The following is a 16,474-nucleotide window of genomic DNA, read 5'->3' as shown; positions in this document are numbered from 1 at the left end:
CCCGGTGGGCAGCCGACCGGCTGCCCACCACCGCACGACCTAGAGGCAAGAAGGAACCCGCACCATGAACCGATCGTTCGCCGTCATCGTCGCCGGAGCGCTCGCGCTCGGCACGACCCTCACCGCCGCACCCGCCCTCGCGGCCCCCGCAGCGGCCGCGCCCTCGGGCGCGACCTACTACTCGCTCCCCTTCACCAGCGACCTGTACCGGGCCGCTGGCGATGCGGAGCCGACGACCGCCTCCTACGCGGAGTGGCAGGCCGACGGCTTCCCGTCGCCCGTCCGCGCGACGTTCACGACGCTCAAGTACACCTGGGCGCCGGAGATCTACGCGGACGTCGACCTGCCGGGTCAGACCATCACCCTGGAGCTCGACTACGCCGGATGGCGCGCGGCCGGCTTCCCGACGCCGCGCACGGACGTGCTCGCGTCGGGCACCTTCATCTTCAAGTACGCCAGCTCGGACGAGCTGTTCGCGTCCACCGTCCGCTGGCAGACGGACACCGCTGCGATCCACAAGCTGACCTACGGCGAGTGGAGCCGCCTCGGATCCCCCGCGGCCGACCTCGAGCCCGACGTCTCCTACGAGAAGCTCTCGTGGCTCTCGACTATCATCGGGCCGGACTACCAGACCGGCGAGCGCGGCTTCGTCGACTACGACGAGTGGGTCTACCTCGACCGACCGACCCCCCGCGTCGTCGCGTCCTTCCGCGGCGACCGCTACTGCCAGGCGGCTGGATCCGCCGACATCGTCTACCGTGGCGACGCCGCTCCCCAGGGCCTGAAGATGAGCTACGCGCAGTGGGTCACGGCCGGGAAGCCGGCGCCGACGCGCTGCTAGTCGAACAGATCGAGCGAGGCGGTCGGATCCGGGTCATGCTCGGGTCCGACCGCCTCGCGGTCTCCCTGCCCGCAGCATCGTCCGAAAGGCCCTCATGAACCGTCCGCTCGTCTCCATCGCCCTCGTCGGCGCGGTGCTCGTCGGAGGAGCCGTCGCGGCTGCTCCCGCCGCCGCCGAGGGCAACGGCAACGTCATCTACTACTCGCTCCCGTTCCGCGGCGACCTCGTGCGCGTCGACCAGAGCACCGAGACGCAGGGAGCCTCCATCACCACGGCGACCTACGCCCAGTGGCGGGCCGACGGCTTCCCTGCTCCGGTCGCCGCGGGGGTCACGTACCACGCGTACACCTGGTCGTCCGACGTGCTCGCCGACCTCACCTTCGGCACCGACGACCGAGCCGAGGCGACGCGGTTGTCGCTCGCCGAGTGGCAGCGGGTCGGCTCGCCCCGCCCGATCACGACATCGCTGCCGTCCTCCGCCATCGCCTACAGCTTCGCCTCGTCGTCGGAGGTGTTCGTGAACACCTCGCTCCTCCAGCAGGGCAGCAGCGCACCGACGACCACGCACAAGCTCACGTACGCGGAGTACACCCACCTCGGATCCCCTCGGCTCGCCGAGGAGTTCGGACACGACAGCTACCCGTTCTCGGACATGTACGTGCGGAAGCTCGCGTGGAGTCCCGCGATCGTGCAGGAGATCCCGAAGAACGGGAGCGGCGACGCCCTGACCTACGACGAGTGGGCGGCACTCGCATTCCCGACCCCGCAGGTCGTGAAGTCCTTCCCCGGGGACCGGTACTGCCAGGCCGTGGGATCCTCCGACATCACCTACCGCGGATACGCGGCGCCGAAGGGCGTGAAGATGACCTACTCGCAGTGGGTCACCGCGGGTCGCCCGGCTCCCGCCCGCTGCTGACCGACCGCTCCGGGACATGCGACGCGCCCCCTGCCTCTCGAGGCAGGGGGCGCGTCGTGCATGCGGAGGACGCCGCTACTTGGCTTTCTTCTCCGTGTCGCCCGAGAGCGCGGCGATGAACGCCTCCTGGGGGACCTCGACACGGCCGACCATCTTCATGCGCTTCTTGCCCTCCTTCTGCTTCTCGAGCAGCTTGCGCTTGCGGGTGATGTCGCCGCCGTAGCACTTGGCGAGCACGTCCTTCCGCATGGCGCGGATGGACTCGCGGGCGATGATCCGCGCGCCGATGGCCGCCTGGATCGGCACCTCGAACTGCTGGCGCGGGATGAGCTCGCGGAGGCGGCCCGTCATCAGCACGCCGTACGCGTAGGCCTTGTCGCGGTGCACGATGGCGCTGAACGCGTCGACCTGCTCGCCCTGCAGCAGGATGTCGACCTTCACGAGGTCGGACTCCTGCGAGCCCGCGGGCTCGTAGTCGAGCGACGCGTAGCCGGCCGTCTTGCTCTTGAGGTTGTCGAAGAAGTCGAACACGATCTCGCCGAGCGGCATCGTGTAGCGGATCTCCACCCGGTCCTCGCCGAGGTACTCCATGCCGAGCAGGATCCCGCGCCGCGACTGGCACAGCTCCATGATCGTGCCGACGTAGTCCTTGGGCGCGAGGATCGCGGCCTTCACCACGGGCTCGGACACGCTCACGATCTTGCCGCCCGGGAACTCGCTCGGGTTGGTGACCGTGACCGTCTTCTTGTCCTCGCTGGTGACCTCGTAGATCACGGAGGGCGCGGTCGTGATGAGGTCGAGGCCGAACTCGCGGGAGAGGCGCTCGGTGATGATCTCGAGGTGCAGGAGCCCGAGGAACCCGCAGCGGAAGCCGAAGCCCAGCGCGACCGAGGTCTCGGGCTCGTAGACGAGCGCGGCGTCGGAGAGCTTGAGCTTGTCGAGCGCGTCGCGGAGGTCGGGGTAGTCGGATCCGTCGATCGGGTAGAGGCCCGAGAAGACCATGGGCAGCGGCTCGGTGTAGCCGGGCAGCGCCTCGGTCGCGGGACGCGCGGCGGTCGTGACGGTGTCGCCGACCTTCGACTGGCGCACGTCCTTCACGCCCGTGATGAGGTAGCCGACCTCGCCGACCCCGAGGCCGTCGGACGGCGTGGGCTCGGGCGAGCTGACGCCGATCTCGAGGATCTCGTGGGTGGCGCGCGTCGACATCATCGCGATCTTCTCGCGCGGGCTCAGCTTGCCGTCGATCATGCGGACGTAGGTGACCACGCCGCGGTAGGCGTCGTAGACCGAGTCGAAGATCATGGCCCGGGCGGCGCCGTCGGGGTCGCCGACGGGCGCGGGGATGGTGCGGGAGACCCGGTCGAGGAGCTCCTCGACGCCGGCGCCGGTCTTGCCGGAGACGCGCAGCACGTCGGCGGGGTCGCCGCCGATGAGGGAGGCGAGCTCGGCCGCGTACTTGTCCGGATCCGCCGCGGGCAGGTCGATCTTGTTGAGCACCGGGATGATCGTGAGGTCGTTCTCCAGCGCGAGGTAGAGGTTCGCGAGCGTCTGGGCCTCGATGCCCTGCGCGGCGTCCACCAGGAGGATCGCGCCCTCGCACGCGGCGAGCGAACGGGAGACCTCGTAGGAGAAGTCGACGTGCCCCGGGGTGTCGATCATGTTGAGCGCGTAGGTCTTGCCCTCCAGCTCCCACGGCATGCGCACCGCCTGGCTCTTGATGGTGATGCCGCGCTCGCGCTCGATGTCCATGCGGTCGAGGTACTGCGCGCGCATGGCGCGCGACTCGACGACGCCCGTGAGCTGCAGCATGCGGTCGGCCAGCGTGGACTTGCCGTGGTCGATGTGGGCGATGATGCAGAAGTTGCGGATGGACGCGGGGTCGGTCGCGGCGGGCCGGAGGGCCTTCGTTGCTAGGGGGCTCACGCGTTCCTTCAGGGGGGTCAGTGCGGTGGGGCGGAACCACGATCATCCCATGCGACGCCCGCCCGGGCGCCCGCCGGGCCGTCCCCGCGGCGCGCGACCGGACCGGCCGGGCGCGCGCCGCGCCGGGTCAGCGCCGGACGATGTCCCGCACGGCCGCATCCAGCTCCGGCCACCGGAATCGGTAGCCCGCCGCCTCGAGCGTCTCCGGGACGACCCAGCGGCTCTTGAGGACGAGCTCGGGCTCGGTGCGGAAGAGCCACATGCCGACCTCGAGCATCCACCGGTTCGCGGCGAGGCCGACCGGCATGCCCACCGCCCCGCGGAGCACCTTCATCAGCCGGCGATTAGTGACGGGCGCCGGGCTCGACGCGTTGACCGGTCCCTCGAGGGAGGGCGTGTCGCGGACGAAGCGGATGATCCCTACGAGGTCGTCGATGTGCAGCCAGCTGAAGACCTGGCGACCCTTCGTCGGCTGGAAGACGTGGTGCGCGCCCGCCCGGATGCGCGACGGGCGCCCCGGGAACCGCCCGTCGAGCTGCGGCCCGCCGAGGCCGAAGCGCGCGAGGCCGAGGAGCGGCTGCAGCGCGCCGTCGCGGCCGAGGACGATCGCGATGCGGAGCGCCACGCGGCGGGTGGCGGGCAGCTCGGGCGCGAAGAACGCCCGCTCCCAGGCGCGGCCGACCGACGGCGAGAAGTCGTCGCCGAGCTCGCCGGTCGACTCGGTCTGCGGACGGTCGGTCGCGTGCCGGTACACCGTGGCGGTCGAGGCGTTGATCCAGACGGGCACGGGCGACGCGCTGTCGTGGATCGCGCGCCCGAGCTCGGCGGTCGTCTCCACGCGCGAACGCAGGATCTCCCGGCGGTTCGCCACGCCGTAGCGGCAGTTGACGCTCTTGCCCGCGAGGTTCACCAGCAGCTCGGCGCCGTCGAGGAGGCGGCGGATCCCCTCGGCGTCGCCCCAGCGCGCGTCGGCCCCCGCGCGTCCGATGGTGCGGACGCGGTAGCCCTCCTCCGTCAGCTCGCGGACGAGGACCTGCCCGATGAAGCCGGACGCGCCCGCGACCACCGCGGTGCGCGGGGCGCCCGGCCCCGGCGCGTCGCTCATGCGCCGAAGCGCGTGCGGCGCTCGACCGTCGTGCCGACGCCGTCGGCCCAGGTGTAGACGGTGTCGCCGCCGATGATGACGTGCTCGGCGCGCGACTGCACGTCGAGCGGGTCGCCCGACCAGATCACGACGTCGGCGTCGAGGCCCGGGGTGAGCGCGCCGACGCGGTGGTCGAGGCGCAGGATCGCGGCCGGGTTCGCGGTGATCGCCCGGATCGCGACGTCGGCGGGCAGCCCGTCCTTGACCGCGAAGGACGCCTGGTGCACCAGGAAGTCGATGGGCACCACGGGCGCGTCGGTCGTGATGGCCACGAGGACGCCCGCGCGGTGCAGCGCCGCGAGGTTCGCGACGGCGCGGTCGCGGAGCTCGACCTTGGAGCGCGAGGTGATCATCGGGCCGAAGATGACGGGGATGCCGCGCTCGGCGAGGACGTCGGCGATCTTGTCGCCCTCGGTCCCGTGGTTGACGACGAGCCGGTAGCCGAACTCGTCGGCGAGGCGGATCGCGGTGGCGATGTCGTCGTGGCGGTGCGTGTGCTGGTCCCAGGCGAGCTCGCCGTCGAGCACGCGCACGAGCGTCTCCTTGCCGAGGTCGCGCGAGAACGGCTTGCCCTCCTTCTCGGCGTGGTCGCGGGCCGCGCGGTAGTCCTCCGCGTCGCGGAAGGCCCGGCGGATCACCATGGCGACGCCGAGGCGCGTGGACGGCGTGCGGTCCTTGGCGCCGTACACGCGCTTCGGGTTCTCGCCGAGCGCGCTCTTGACGCTCACGGAGTCGCTCACGAGCTGCTCGTCGATCGTGCGGCCGCCCCACGACTTGATCGCGACCGACTGGCCGCCGATCGGGTTGCCGGAGCCGGGCTTCACGACGATGGTCGTGACGCCGCCCTTGAGCGCGTCGCGGAAGCCCTCGTCGTCGATGTCGATGGCGTCGATCGCGCGCACCGAGCTCATGTCGGGGTCGGTCATCTCGTTCGTGTCGTTGCCCGCGGGGCCGTTGGCCTCCTCGTGGATGCCCACGTGGCCGTGCGCCTCGACGAAGCCGGGGAGGACCCAGCGGCCGGCGGCGTCGATGACGGTGGCGCCCTCGGGGACCTCGACGTCGGCGGCCTGCCCGACGGCGGCGACGAGGCCGTCGCGGAGGAGGACGGTGCCGCCGGGGATCGGGGCGCCGTCGACGGGGACGACGTGGCCGCCGACGACGGCGGTGACGGTGGATGCGGAGGCGCGGACGGGGGCGGTGGGATCTGCGGGGAGGGCCATGCTCCGAGCCTAGGACGGCGACGGCGTGCCGGACGCGGCGGGCGGGGCGCCGCGGGCGGCGGGCGGGGCGCCGCGGGCGGCGGGCGGGGCGCCGCGGGCGGGGGACGGGGCCGCGGGATGCGCGTCGATAGGCTCGCGGCATGGGCATCCCCGACTTCATCGTGTCGCTCCGCGAGCGCATCGGCACCGAGCCCCTGTGGCTCTCCGGCGTGACCGCCGTGATCCTCGACGGCCCGCGCGTGCTCCTCGTCCGCCGCGGCGACACCGGCGGCTGGGCGCCCGTCTCGGGCATCCTCGAGCCCGGCGAGGAGCCCGCCGTGGGCGCCTGGCGCGAGGCAGCGGAGGAGACGGGCGTGGAGGTCGAGGTCGAGCGCCTCGTCGCGGTGGGCACGACCGGCGAGATCACCTACCCGAACGGCGACCGCGCGAGCTACCTCGACCTGACGTTCCGCTGCCGCTACGTCGGCGGCGAGGCGCACGTCGCGGACGACGAGTCGCTCGAGGTGGGCTGGTGGCCGGTGGACGCGCTGCCCGACATGCCCGCGGACTTCCGGCGGCGCATCCGCGACGCCGTGGACGACGTGCCGGAGACCCGCTTCGTGCGCCCGGGCGAGCCGTCCCCGCGGGCGGACCGCGACGCGCCGGGCTCCGCCACCTGATTTCCCGGCCGCGACCTGGTATCGTCGCCTGTTGGCTTGCGTGTGATCCTCCCCGATCACGCGGTATCGCCGCAGGCGCCCTCTCTCGCTGAGCGGCAATCCATCTGACGAAAACTCGAACGGAAGACATAACACGTGGCAAACATCAAGTCGCAGATCAAGCGCATCGGCACGAACAAGAAGGCCCAGGAGCGCAACAAGGCCGTCAAGAGCGAGCTGAAGACGGCGATCCGCTCGGTCAAGACCGCCATCACCGCGGGCGACAAGGACGCGGCCGTCAAGGCCGTCAGCCTCGCCGGCAAGAAGCTCGACAAGGCCGCCAGCAAGGGCGTCATCCACAAGAACCAGGCCGCGAACCGCAAGGGCGCGATCGCCAAGCAGGTCGCCAAGATCGGCTGATCTCCGCACCACGCACGACGAAGGGCCCCGCATGGCGCGGGGCCCTTCGTCGTGCGGGGGACGTGCTCGTGGACGGGTTTTCGTCGTCCCACCCCGTTCGTGGAAGGGGGCGCGTGGGCGTTCCGTCGGCCGCCGGGCGCAGCGTCAGTCGCGGCCGCGGGAGGCGACCATGCGGACCATGCGCTCGAGCGAGTAGACGGCATCGCGCCCGCCGCCCTTGACCTGCGCGTCCGCCTCGGCGAGGGCCTCGACGGCGCGGCCCAGGCCCTCGTCGTCCCAGAGCTGCAGGTCGCGCCGCGCGCGATCCACCTGCCACGGCGCCATGCCGAGCTTCGACGCGAGCTGCCCCGAGGGGCCGGAGACGCCGGAGACCTTGGCCATCGTGCGGATCTTCATGGCGAAGGCGGCGATGAGGGGAACCGGATCCGCCCCCGAGGTGAGCGCGTGCCGGAGGAGCACGAGGGCCTCGCCGCGGCGTCCGGCGATGGCGGAGTCGGCGACGGCGAAGGCGTTGATCTCCACCCGGCCGCCGTAGTACTCGTCGACCGTGACCTCGGTGATCTCGTGCGCCGTGTCGGAGATGAGCTGCTGGCACGCGGACGCGAGCTCGCTGACGTCGTCCTGGAACGCCGCGACGAGCTGGCGCACGGCGCCGGGGGTGATCGACCGCTTCGCCGCCCGGAACTCGGCGACCGCGAAGTCGTGCTTCTCGCTGTCCTTCTTCAGCTCCGCGCAGACGACCTCGATGCCGCCGCCCGTGCCCGCGCGCACCGCATCGAGCAGCTTCTTGCCGCGCACTCCGCCGGCGTGACGGAGGACGACGTAGGTGTCGTCCGCCGGCGAGTCGAGGTAGGCCACGGCGTCGAGCAGGAACTGGTCGGAGCACTTCTCGACGTTGACCACGCGGATGAGGCGGGGCTCGGCGAACAGCGACGGGCTGGCGAGCGTGATGAGCTCCCCCGGCGCGTAGGAGTCGGCCTCGATGTCGGAGACCTCGATGCTCGGGTCCTCCGCCGTGAGGATGTCGCGCAGGCGCCGGATGGCCCGGTCCGCGAGGAGCGACTCGGTGCCGGAGACGAGCACGATCGGGGCGGGCCGCACGGCGTCCCACGCGAGCTGCGGGATGGCGGCGGACGCCTTGGCCGCGGCGCCGCGGGTGGTCCTGGTCGCCATGCGGGTCCTTCCGGGCGGGGGTGGGAGACGGGTCCGCGGCGGAGGGCCGCGAGCGGATCCAGGTTAGCCGTCGGGTGGGACATCGCCGGTCGCGGGGAGCGGCGCGGGGGCCGCCTCGGATGCGGGCGGCGGGGCCGCTGACGGGGCGGGAGCGCCGGCGGCGGAGATGGCGGGCTCGCGCTCCCCCGGTCCGCGTCCCAGGGCGAGCGCCGCGACCACCAGCGCGCTCGCCAGCGTGAGCGCGACGACGCCTCCCGGGCCGGTGGGCCACGGGATCCTCCCCCACGGCAGCTCGGACATGACGCGGGCGACGGCGGCGATCCACGAGGACGGCAGCCACGCGATCCGCAGCGCCAGCCCGCCTGCGGCCGGCCAGACGGGCAGCAGGACGCAGGCGACGAGCCCCGCCACCGTGGCGGGCGCCGCCGCCGGCTCGGCCAGCAGGTTGGCCAGCACGCCGTGGACGGGCAGGCCCGGCTGCAGCACGAGCAGGACGGGCTGGCACGCGACCTGCGCGGCGACGGGGATCGCGAGCGCCTCGGCGAGGCGGCGCGGCATCCGACGCGCCAGGCGGTCGGCGAGCGGCGGCGCGAGCGCCAACAGGCCGGCGGTGGCCAGCACGCTCAGCGCGAAGCCGAGGTCGCGCGCGAGCCAGGGATCGGTCGTGAGGAGGATCACCACCGCCAGGGCGAGGGCGGGCAGCCCCCGCGACGGGCGGCCGGTGACGGTGGACACGATCAGCACCGCGGCCATGACGGCCGCGCGCAGCACGCTGGGCTGCGGGGTCACGAGCACGACGAACGCGGCGAGGGCCGCCACCGCCGCCACGGCGCGGCCGGGTCGCCGCAGCCCGACGGCCGCGGACAGCGCGAGCACGAGTCCCACGATGACCGCGCAGTTGGCGCCGGAGACGGCCGTCAGGTGCGTCAGGGAGGTGTCCTTCATGGTCTGGACGAGGTCGGCGGGCACCTGGGACACGTCGCCGATGGCCAGCCCGGGCAGCAGCTGCGCTCCCGGGCCGGGCAGCTCGGACGCGGCGCGCGTGAGGCCCGCGCGCAGCCCGTCCGCGAGGGCCAGCGGCCCGTCCGGTCGGGCGACCCGTTCGAGGGTGCCCCGGGCGAGGAGCAGGTAGGCCGCCTCGTCGCCCGGATCCGCCGGTCGCACCGCGGCGCTCAGCCGGACCGTCGATCCCACCCCGGACCGGGCGCCGCCCACGGCGGAGGCGGACGCGAAGACGACCACGGGGACCGGTGCCGGCGGGGTCACCGTGAGGTCGGCGGCCCGTCCGTGCGCCTCCGCGCCGACGTGGATCGCACGGAGGTGGCCAACGATCCGGACCCGGGCGGGTGCCGCGGACCCGCCCGACGGGCGACCCGCCACCGGAGCGGGCGACTCGTCGAGGACGACGTCGGCGACGACCATGCCGTGAGCGGCCGCCGCGGCCTCGAGCTCGGCCGGGTGGCGCAGCGGCTCGCGAGCCGCTGCCGCGCCGAGGAGCATCGCCGCCATGCCCGCCGCGACCGCCAGGCCCGCCGAACCGCGCAGGATCCCGGGCCGTGCCCGGGCCGGACGCCGTGATCCGTCCCGCACTCCGCGTCGCCGTGCGAGCGGGCCGCGTCGGTGCTCGGCGCGTCGGGATCTCCGTGACGCGACGACCGACGTCAGCGCGACCACGGCGGCCAGCGCCGCGGCGAGGGCCGCCGCGGGAGCCGCGGAACCGGAGACGCCGATCGCCGCGGCCGTCGCGCACCATCCGACCGCCGCGGGGATCGCGAGGCGCAGGTCCAGGGGCGCCGCTGCCGCGGCGGCGGTCCGCGCGCGCTTCCGGCCGCCGCGGACGTCGCCCGGCCTGCGAAGCGGGTGGTCGCGCGGGCTGCGACCCGGGTGGTCGCGGGCGGTCGGGTCCGCGCGCGGGGGCGTCACACGCGGACCAGGGGCGTCAGCGAGGCGAGCGTCCGGTCGCCGACGCCCGGGACGCGCCCGAGGTCGGCGACGCGGGCGAAGCGGCCGTGCGCGGACCGCCAGGCGATGATGCGCCCGGCGAGCGCGGGGCCGACACGCGGGAGCGTCTCGAGCTGCTCCGCCGTGGCGGTGTTGAGGTCTACGGGCGCGGAGGGGGACGCGCTGCCCGTGCCCCCTGCGGCCGCCCCGGCGGAACCCGAGGCGACGGGCGGGGTCTCCCCCTGGCGCGGGACGACGAGCTGCTCGCCGTCCGCGAGGACGCGCGCGAGGTTGACGCCCGCGGGGTCGGCGCCCGCCGCGAGGCCATGCGCCGCCGCGAGGGCGTCCACCACCCGGCTGCCGGACGCCAGCGGGTACAGGCCGGGAGAGACGACCGCGCCGACCACGTGGACGTAGATGGGGGTGGCGTCGACGGGCGCGGATCCGCCGCTCGCGGAGTCCGCGGCGTCGGCGCCGGCCGCGTCGCCGGAGCGGGAGCCCGCGCCCGCCGCGTCGCCCTCCGCGCGGGTGGATCCAGCCCCGTCGGAGCGCGCGTCGGATGCGGCGCCGCCCATGCCCGAGCCGTCCGCGTCGTGCCCGGTCGTGGTCCCCGCCCCGTGGGAGGACGGGCGGGCCGACGGCGACCCCGATCCGTCGGACCCCGTGGGCCCGGCCGCCTGGACGGCCGTGACGAGGATCGTGACGACCAGCGCCGCGGCCACGAGCACGGCGGCCGCCCCGACCCCGGTGCGGAGGCGGATCCGCGGACGCCTCCCCGCGAGCTCCGCCGGCAGCCGCGTCGTGGGGACGGGCGTGGTCCCGTCGGCGTCGGCGCCGTGCCCGTGGGGCGCGTCGATGCGCCGGCGCCCGGACGCGCGGTCGCGACCCGCGTGCTCGACCCCGCCCGCGGGCTCCGCCTCGCCGTCCGCATGGGCGTCGGCGTCCGGGTCGGGGTCCCCGGGCGAGGCCGCCGGGTCCGGAGGGAACGGCTCCTCCGTCGGGAACGGATCCTCGTCGGGCTCCCACGCGGGGCCGGTCTCCGCGAAGCCCGCGACGACGTACGGGTCTTCGTCGGGGGGACCGGGCCGGGAGCGGCGGTGGGGGCGCATGCGCGCACGGTAGGCCGCGACGCCGGTGCGGGCGACGCCGCGCAGCCGGACTGGGGATCGTCCCGCGCGGAGGCCCCTGGGATGGAGCGAGGGCGGCCCGGATGCCGGACCGCCCTCGTGACCGCGTGCGCGGCGACCCGCTACGACGCGGGCGTGGTGGTGATGCTGACGATCTTCGGAGCGCGCACGATGACCTTGTCGATCGTGCGGCCGGCGGTCGACCGCTTGACGCCCGCCGTCTCGCGCGCCAGGGCCTCGAGCTCGTCGGCGCCGATGCGGGCGTCGACCTCGAGCTTGTCGCGCACCTTGCCGTCGACCTGCACGACCGCCGTGACCGTGCTCACGACGAGCAGGTTGCGGTCGGCCTTGCGCCAGCCGGCGAACGCGACCGAGCCCGTGTAGCCGAGGCGCTTCCACATGTCCTCGGCGGTGTACGGCGCGAACAGGCTGAGAGCGACCGCCACGACCTCGGTGGCCTCGCGCACCGCCGCGTCGCCGCCGCCCGCGCCCTGGTCGATGGTCTTGCGGATGGCGTTGACGAGCTCCATGGTGCGCGCGATGACGACGTTGAACTTGAAGGCCTCGAGCAGACCCGGGCCCTCGGCGAGGAAGCGGTGCGTGACGCGGCGCAGCGCCTCGTCGCCCGTCTTCCACTCGACCTCGGGCGCGCTCGTGACGTCGCCCGTGAGGCGCCAGGCGCGCGCCAGGAACTTCGCGGACCCGGACGGGGAGACGTCCTCCCAGTCGATGTCGTCCTCCGGCGGGCCGGCGAACGCCATGGTGAGGCGGATGGCGTCGACGCCGTGGCGGTCGATCTCGGAGCCGAGGTCGACGCCGCCCTTGCTCTTCGACATCTTGCTGCCGCCGGAGAGCACCATCCCCTGGTTGAGCAGCGCGCTGAACGGCTCGGTGAAGGTGACGTAGCCGAGGTCGAACAGCACCTTGGTGATGAAGCGCGAGTAGAGCAGGTGCAGGATGGCGTGCTCCACGCCGCCGACGTACTGGTCGACGGGCGCCCAGCGGTCGGCGTCGGCCGGGTCGAACGCCTTGGTGGCGTCGTTCGGCGACAGGAACCGCAGCCAGTACCAGGAGCTGTCCATGAACGTGTCCATGGTGTCGGGGTCGCGCGTGGCCGGGCTGCCGTCCACGGGGCTCGGCACGTTCGTCCACGCCGTGGCGGCCGCGAGCGGCGACTTGCCCTTGGGCGTGAGGTCGAGGCCCTCGGTGTCGGGCAGGCGCACGGGGAGCTGGTCCTCGGGCACGCGGATCTCGCGGCCCTCGGCGTCGTAGACGATGGGGATGGGCGTGCCCCAGAAGCGCTGGCGCGAGATGAGCCAGTCGCGCAGGCGGTAGTTCTTCGCCGCGCGCCCGCGCCCCTCCGCCTCGAGCTGCTCGATGACGCGCTTGATGGCGGGCTGCTTGCTCAGGCCGTTGAGCGATCCGGAGTTGATGAGTCGGCCCTCGCCGGGAAGCGCGACGCCCGTGCGGCCGGGCAGCACCTCCTCGAGGTCGGGCAGCTCGCCGTCCTCGGGGATGATGCGGATGGCGCCCGTGACGGGCTGCGTGGTGTCGACCACCACGCGCACCGGCAGGTCGAAGGCGCGCGCGAAGTCGAGGTCGCGCTGGTCGTGCGCGGGGACGGCCATGACCGCGCCCGTGCCGTAGTCGGCGAGGACGTAGTCGGCGGCCCAGACGGGGATCCGCTCGCCGTTGACGGGGTTGATCGCCGTGCGGCCGAGCGGGATGCCGGTCTTCGGGCGGTCCGTCGTGGAGCGCTCGATCTCGTTGAGGCGCTGCGTGCGCTCCAGGTATCCGCGGAACTCCTCCCGGACCTCGTCGGACGCGCCCTCGACGAGCTCGGCCGCGAGGTCGCTGTCGGGCGCGACGACCATGAAGGTGGCGCCGTGCAGCGTGTCCGGACGGGTGGTGAAGACCGTGACGGGCTCGTCGCGCCCCTCAACGACGAAGTCGACCTCGGCGCCGACGGAGCGACCGATCCAGTTGCGCTGCATGTTGAGGACCTTGGAGGGCCACGTGCCCTCGAGCTGGTTGAGGTCGTCGATGAGGCGGTCGGCGTAGTCGGTGATGCGCAGGTACCACTGCGTGAGCTTCTTCTTGACGACCACGGCGCCCGAGCGGTCGGACGTGCCGTCCGGCAGGACCTGCTCGTTCGCGAGGACCGTCTGGTCCACCGGGTCCCAGTTGACCCAGCTGTCCTTCCGGTAGGCGAGGCCCTTCTCGTGCATCTTGAGGAACAGCCACTGGTTCCACGTGTAGTACTCGGGGTCGCTCGTGTGGAGCTCGCGCTCCCAGTCGAAGGACAGGCCGTAGCGCTTCATCGACTGCTTCTGCGTCTCGATGTTCGCGTAGGTCCACTCGCGCGGGTCGACGCCGCGCTTGATGGCGGCGTTCTCCGCGGGTAGGCCGAAGGAGTCCCAGCCGATGGGGTGGAGCACGGTGAAGCCCTGCTGGCGCCAGTAGCGCGCGACCGCGTCGCCGAGCGCGAACGCCTCCGCGTGCCCCATGTGCAGGTCGCCCGACGGGTACGGGAACATGTCGAGGATGTACTTGCGGGGGCGGGTGTCGTTGGCGTCCGGCGTGCGGAAGGGCTGCTCGCGCTCCCACACCTCCGACCACTCGGCCTCGATGGCGCGGAAGTCGTAGGTGTCGCCGGGGGTGTCGGGGGTCTCGTGTGCCAAGGGCGCTCTCGATTCGATGCGGGGGTCGCGGCCGTGGAGGCCTCGACAAGACTAGTGACCCGGCCGGGGGGATCCCGAACCGGCGGCGGGGTGACGGATCAGGCCCCGGCGGCGCCCCTGGGGAGGGAGGACGGGAGGCTCTCCGGACGCTCCGCCACGCGCCCGGCGGCCACGGCCGCGAGCAGCGGCGCGGCCTTCACGCGGACCTCCTCGAGCTCCTCGTCGGGCACCGACAGCGCCGTGATGCCGCCGCCCGCGCCCACGGTGGCGCGGCCCTCCGCGACGACGACCGAGCGGATGACCATGGCGAGGTCCGCGCGCCCGTCGTCCCCGAACCAGCCGAACGCGCCGGCGTAGATGCCGCGCGGCCCGCGCTCGAGAGCCCGGAGGATGCCGACGGCGGCGGACTTCGGGGCGCCCGTCATGGATCCGGCGGGGAACAGGGCGCGCACCGCGTCGACCGCCGTGACGCCCGGCGCGAGCTCCCCCTCCACCCGGCTGACGAGCTGGTGCACCTGCGCGTAGGCCTCGACGGCGAAGAGGCTCGTGACGCGGACCGAGCCGAGCACGCACACGCGGCTGAGGTCGTTGCGCATGAGGTCGACGATCATCACGTTCTCCGCGCGCTCCTTGTCGCTCGCGAGCAGCTCGTCGCGGGCCCGCGCGTCGGCCGCGGGATCGGCGTGGCGGGGCCGGGTGCCCTTGATGGGGAGCGTGCGCAGCGTGCCGTCGGCGTCCACCTCCACGAAGCGCTCGGGCGACGCGCTGACGAGCGTCGTGCCGCCGATCCGGAGGAAGCCGCCGTGGTGGGTGGGGCTGAGGGCGCGCAGGGCCGTGTGCACGCGCACCGGGTCGACGCGCCCGGGGACGCGCGCCTGGTTGGTGAGGCAGAGCTGGTAGGCGTCGCCGCGGCGGATGGACTCCTGGCAGGAGCGGATGAGCGCCAGGTAGGCGTCGTCGTCGTGGCGCCAGGCGGGGGCGGATCCGGGGTCGGCGTCGGACGGGCCTGCCGACGGCGCGGCGGCCGTCCGCCGGGGGCGCGCCGGGACGCCGTCGAGGTCGCCCTCGACCGCGTCGAGCCACGGGTCCCCGGCGCGCGCGACCGCCCACACGGCGGACGCCACGTGGTCGAAGGCGAGGAGGCGCTCCACCCGCAGGAAGGCGGCCGCGACCGGCTCGGCGGGATCGGGCGTCGCCTCGGACGTCGCGTCGGACCTCGCGCCGGCGACCGGCGCGTGGTGCAGCGGCACGGTCTCGGGCCAGGCGTCGTGCGGGATCCAGCCGACGACGCCCAGGCGGAAGGCGAGGCCGGGCGGGAGGCCGGGGTCGGGGTGGGCGGCCGGCGCATCCGCCAGCAGGCCGGCCAGCCCGGCGAAGACCCCGTCGGGCCACCGGGTGACGCTGCCCGCGGACGCGGCGAGGTAGCTCCAGCCCTCCCCCGCCGAGTCGTCGAGCCACGCGACGTCACCTGCGGCCTCGTCGGCGAAGAGCGCCGCGAACACGGCATCGGGGTCGTGCCACCCGCCCATGCGGCGCCCCCGGACGGCCGCCCTCGCGTGCGCGTGCGCTCCGTCCATGCGCGGCCTCCCGGTGTCGTGGCCGCACCCCGTGGCCGCCTAGCCTCAAGGGTATGAGCTCCGAGCAGATCCTCCGGTGGACCCCCGCGGGCTGGGCGCCCGACGCCGGGGACGCGACCCGGGGAGGAGCCGAGGAGACGCGGCCCGCCGGGCACCGGGTGCTCGCGGCCGACTCGTTCCTCGTGGACGACGGGCGGGTCCTCGCGCTCGACGTGCACCGGCAGCGGTTCCTCGCGGCGCTCCGGACGCAGGCGGCCGCGGTGCCGGATCCCGCCGCCTTCCTCGACGCGGCCGTCGCCGCCCTGCCGCGCGCGGGCGCCTGGTTCCCCCGCGTGGAGGCGCTGCGCGGCCCGGACGGCGACGTCGCCCGCCTGCTCGTGCGGCCGGCCCCGGAGCGCACGGCGACGGTCGTCCTGCGCGACCACGACGGGCCGGATCCGCGCACGACGCCGCGTCTCAAGGGCCCGGACCTGCACGCCCTCGGCGCCCTGCGGAGCCGCGCGGCCCGGCACGGCGCGGGCGAGGCCGTGATCCTCGCCGCCGACGGGACGGTCGTCGAGGGCGCGTACAGCGCGATCCTCTGGTGGCACGGGGACGCGCTCGCGGTGGTCGAGGGCGACGTGCCGCGGATCCCGAGCGTCACCGAGCGCAGCATCCTCGCGCTCGCGACGGCCCTCGGGGTCGACGTGCTGCACGACCGGGTGCGTCCCGCCGACCTCGACGGGCACGAGGTGTGGGCCGTGAGCGCGCTGCACGGGATCCGCCTGGTGCGCGCGTGGGTCGACGGGCCGGCCGTCGCCGCGGAGCCGGGCCGCGTGGCGGCGTGGCGCGCGCGGCTCGACGCGCTGCGGCGCGAGCTGCCCGCGGGCTGAG

General features: G+C 74.3%; 13 protein-coding genes. 5 read left to right on the top strand and 8 right to left on the bottom strand.

Annotated features, from left to right (window positions below; genetic code table 11):
• The first annotated feature begins 64 nt into the window (after nt 1–64).
• Nucleotides 65–841, top strand: a complete 777-nt coding sequence (locus FGG90_RS03815; protein ID WP_094130292.1) for a hypothetical protein — start codon at nt 65–67, stop codon at nt 839–841.
• A gap of 94 nt (nt 842–935) precedes the next feature.
• Nucleotides 936–1,757, top strand: coding sequence for a hypothetical protein (locus FGG90_RS03810; RefSeq protein ID WP_094130295.1), 822 nt, complete (start codon nt 936–938; stop codon nt 1,755–1,757).
• Between the two features lie 75 nt (nt 1,758–1,832).
• On the opposite strand, the gene lepA is transcribed toward FGG90_RS03810, so the two are convergent.
• The 3 genes from lepA to FGG90_RS03795 all read right to left on the bottom strand — a co-directional run bounded on the left by lepA (nt 1,833) and on the right by FGG90_RS03795 (nt 6,044).
• Nucleotides 1,833–3,680 carry a translation elongation factor 4 gene (gene lepA / locus FGG90_RS03805; protein ID WP_094130298.1) on the bottom strand — a complete coding sequence of 616 codons (1,848 nt, stop codon included), beginning with the start codon at nt 3,678–3,680 and terminating at the stop codon, nt 1,833–1,835.
• 127 nt (nt 3,681–3,807) lie between these two features.
• Nucleotides 3,808–4,785: an epimerase gene (locus FGG90_RS03800; protein ID WP_094130301.1), complete on the bottom strand. Its 978-nt coding sequence runs from the start codon at nt 4,783–4,785 to the stop codon at nt 3,808–3,810.
• The gene (locus FGG90_RS03795; protein WP_094130304.1) at nt 4,782–6,044 is read right to left on the bottom strand and encodes an amidohydrolase; all 1,263 of its coding nucleotides are present in this window, start codon (nt 6,042–6,044) and stop codon (nt 4,782–4,784) included. Before FGG90_RS03795 ends, FGG90_RS03800 begins: the two co-directional genes overlap by 4 nt.
• A 140-nt stretch (nt 6,045–6,184) precedes the next feature.
• Here FGG90_RS03795 and FGG90_RS03790 point away from each other — a divergent pair, with 140 nt between their 5' ends.
• Both FGG90_RS03790 and rpsT read left to right on the top strand, forming a co-directional pair.
• A complete protein-coding gene (locus tag FGG90_RS03790) occupies nt 6,185–6,703 on the top strand; it encodes an NUDIX hydrolase (RefSeq protein ID WP_094130306.1) in 519 nt (172 codons plus the stop codon).
• Between the two features lie 135 nt (nt 6,704–6,838).
• Nucleotides 6,839–7,102 (top strand): 30S ribosomal protein S20, encoded by a 264-nt coding sequence (rpsT, locus tag FGG90_RS03785; protein WP_012038238.1) that lies wholly within the window; start codon nt 6,839–6,841, stop codon nt 7,100–7,102.
• A gap of 144 nt (nt 7,103–7,246) precedes the next feature.
• Here rpsT and holA read toward each other — a convergent pair whose 3' ends face one another.
• From holA to FGG90_RS03760, 5 genes are all read right to left on the bottom strand, one after another.
• The gene (gene holA, locus FGG90_RS03780; protein WP_094130309.1) at nt 7,247–8,275 is read right to left on the bottom strand and encodes a DNA polymerase III subunit delta; all 1,029 of its coding nucleotides are present in this window, start codon (nt 8,273–8,275) and stop codon (nt 7,247–7,249) included.
• 63 nt (nt 8,276–8,338) lie between these two features.
• The gene (locus FGG90_RS03775) at nt 8,339–9,784 is read right to left on the bottom strand and encodes a ComEC/Rec2 family competence protein (RefSeq protein WP_237583513.1); all 1,446 of its coding nucleotides are present in this window, start codon (nt 9,782–9,784) and stop codon (nt 8,339–8,341) included.
• Between the two features lie 410 nt (nt 9,785–10,194).
• Nucleotides 10,195–11,325 (bottom strand): ComEA family DNA-binding protein, encoded by a 1,131-nt coding sequence (locus tag FGG90_RS03770; protein ID WP_094130315.1) that lies wholly within the window; start codon nt 11,323–11,325, stop codon nt 10,195–10,197.
• A gap of 140 nt (nt 11,326–11,465) precedes the next feature.
• Complete coding sequence (gene leuS / locus FGG90_RS03765) at nt 11,466–14,024, bottom strand: leucine--tRNA ligase (RefSeq protein WP_094130318.1); 2,559 nt, start codon at nt 14,022–14,024, stop codon at nt 11,466–11,468.
• Between the two features lie 98 nt (nt 14,025–14,122).
• A complete protein-coding gene (locus tag FGG90_RS03760) occupies nt 14,123–15,553 on the bottom strand; it encodes an anthranilate synthase component I family protein (protein WP_237583512.1) in 1,431 nt (476 codons plus the stop codon).
• Between the two features lie 101 nt (nt 15,554–15,654).
• On the opposite strand from FGG90_RS03760, the gene FGG90_RS03755 reads away from it, so the two are divergent.
• Nucleotides 15,655–16,473, top strand: a complete 819-nt coding sequence (locus FGG90_RS03755; RefSeq protein WP_094130324.1) for an aminotransferase class IV — start codon at nt 15,655–15,657, stop codon at nt 16,471–16,473.
• Nucleotide 16,474 lies beyond the last annotated feature (1 nt).

This window comes from Clavibacter michiganensis subsp. tessellarius (genome assembly GCF_021922985.1).
Classification (GTDB): Bacteria; Actinomycetota; Actinomycetes; order Actinomycetales; family Microbacteriaceae; genus Clavibacter; species Clavibacter tessellarius.
The sequence above is the reverse complement of the archived record's forward strand: the minus strand, read 5'-3'. Positions and strand labels throughout refer to the sequence as shown.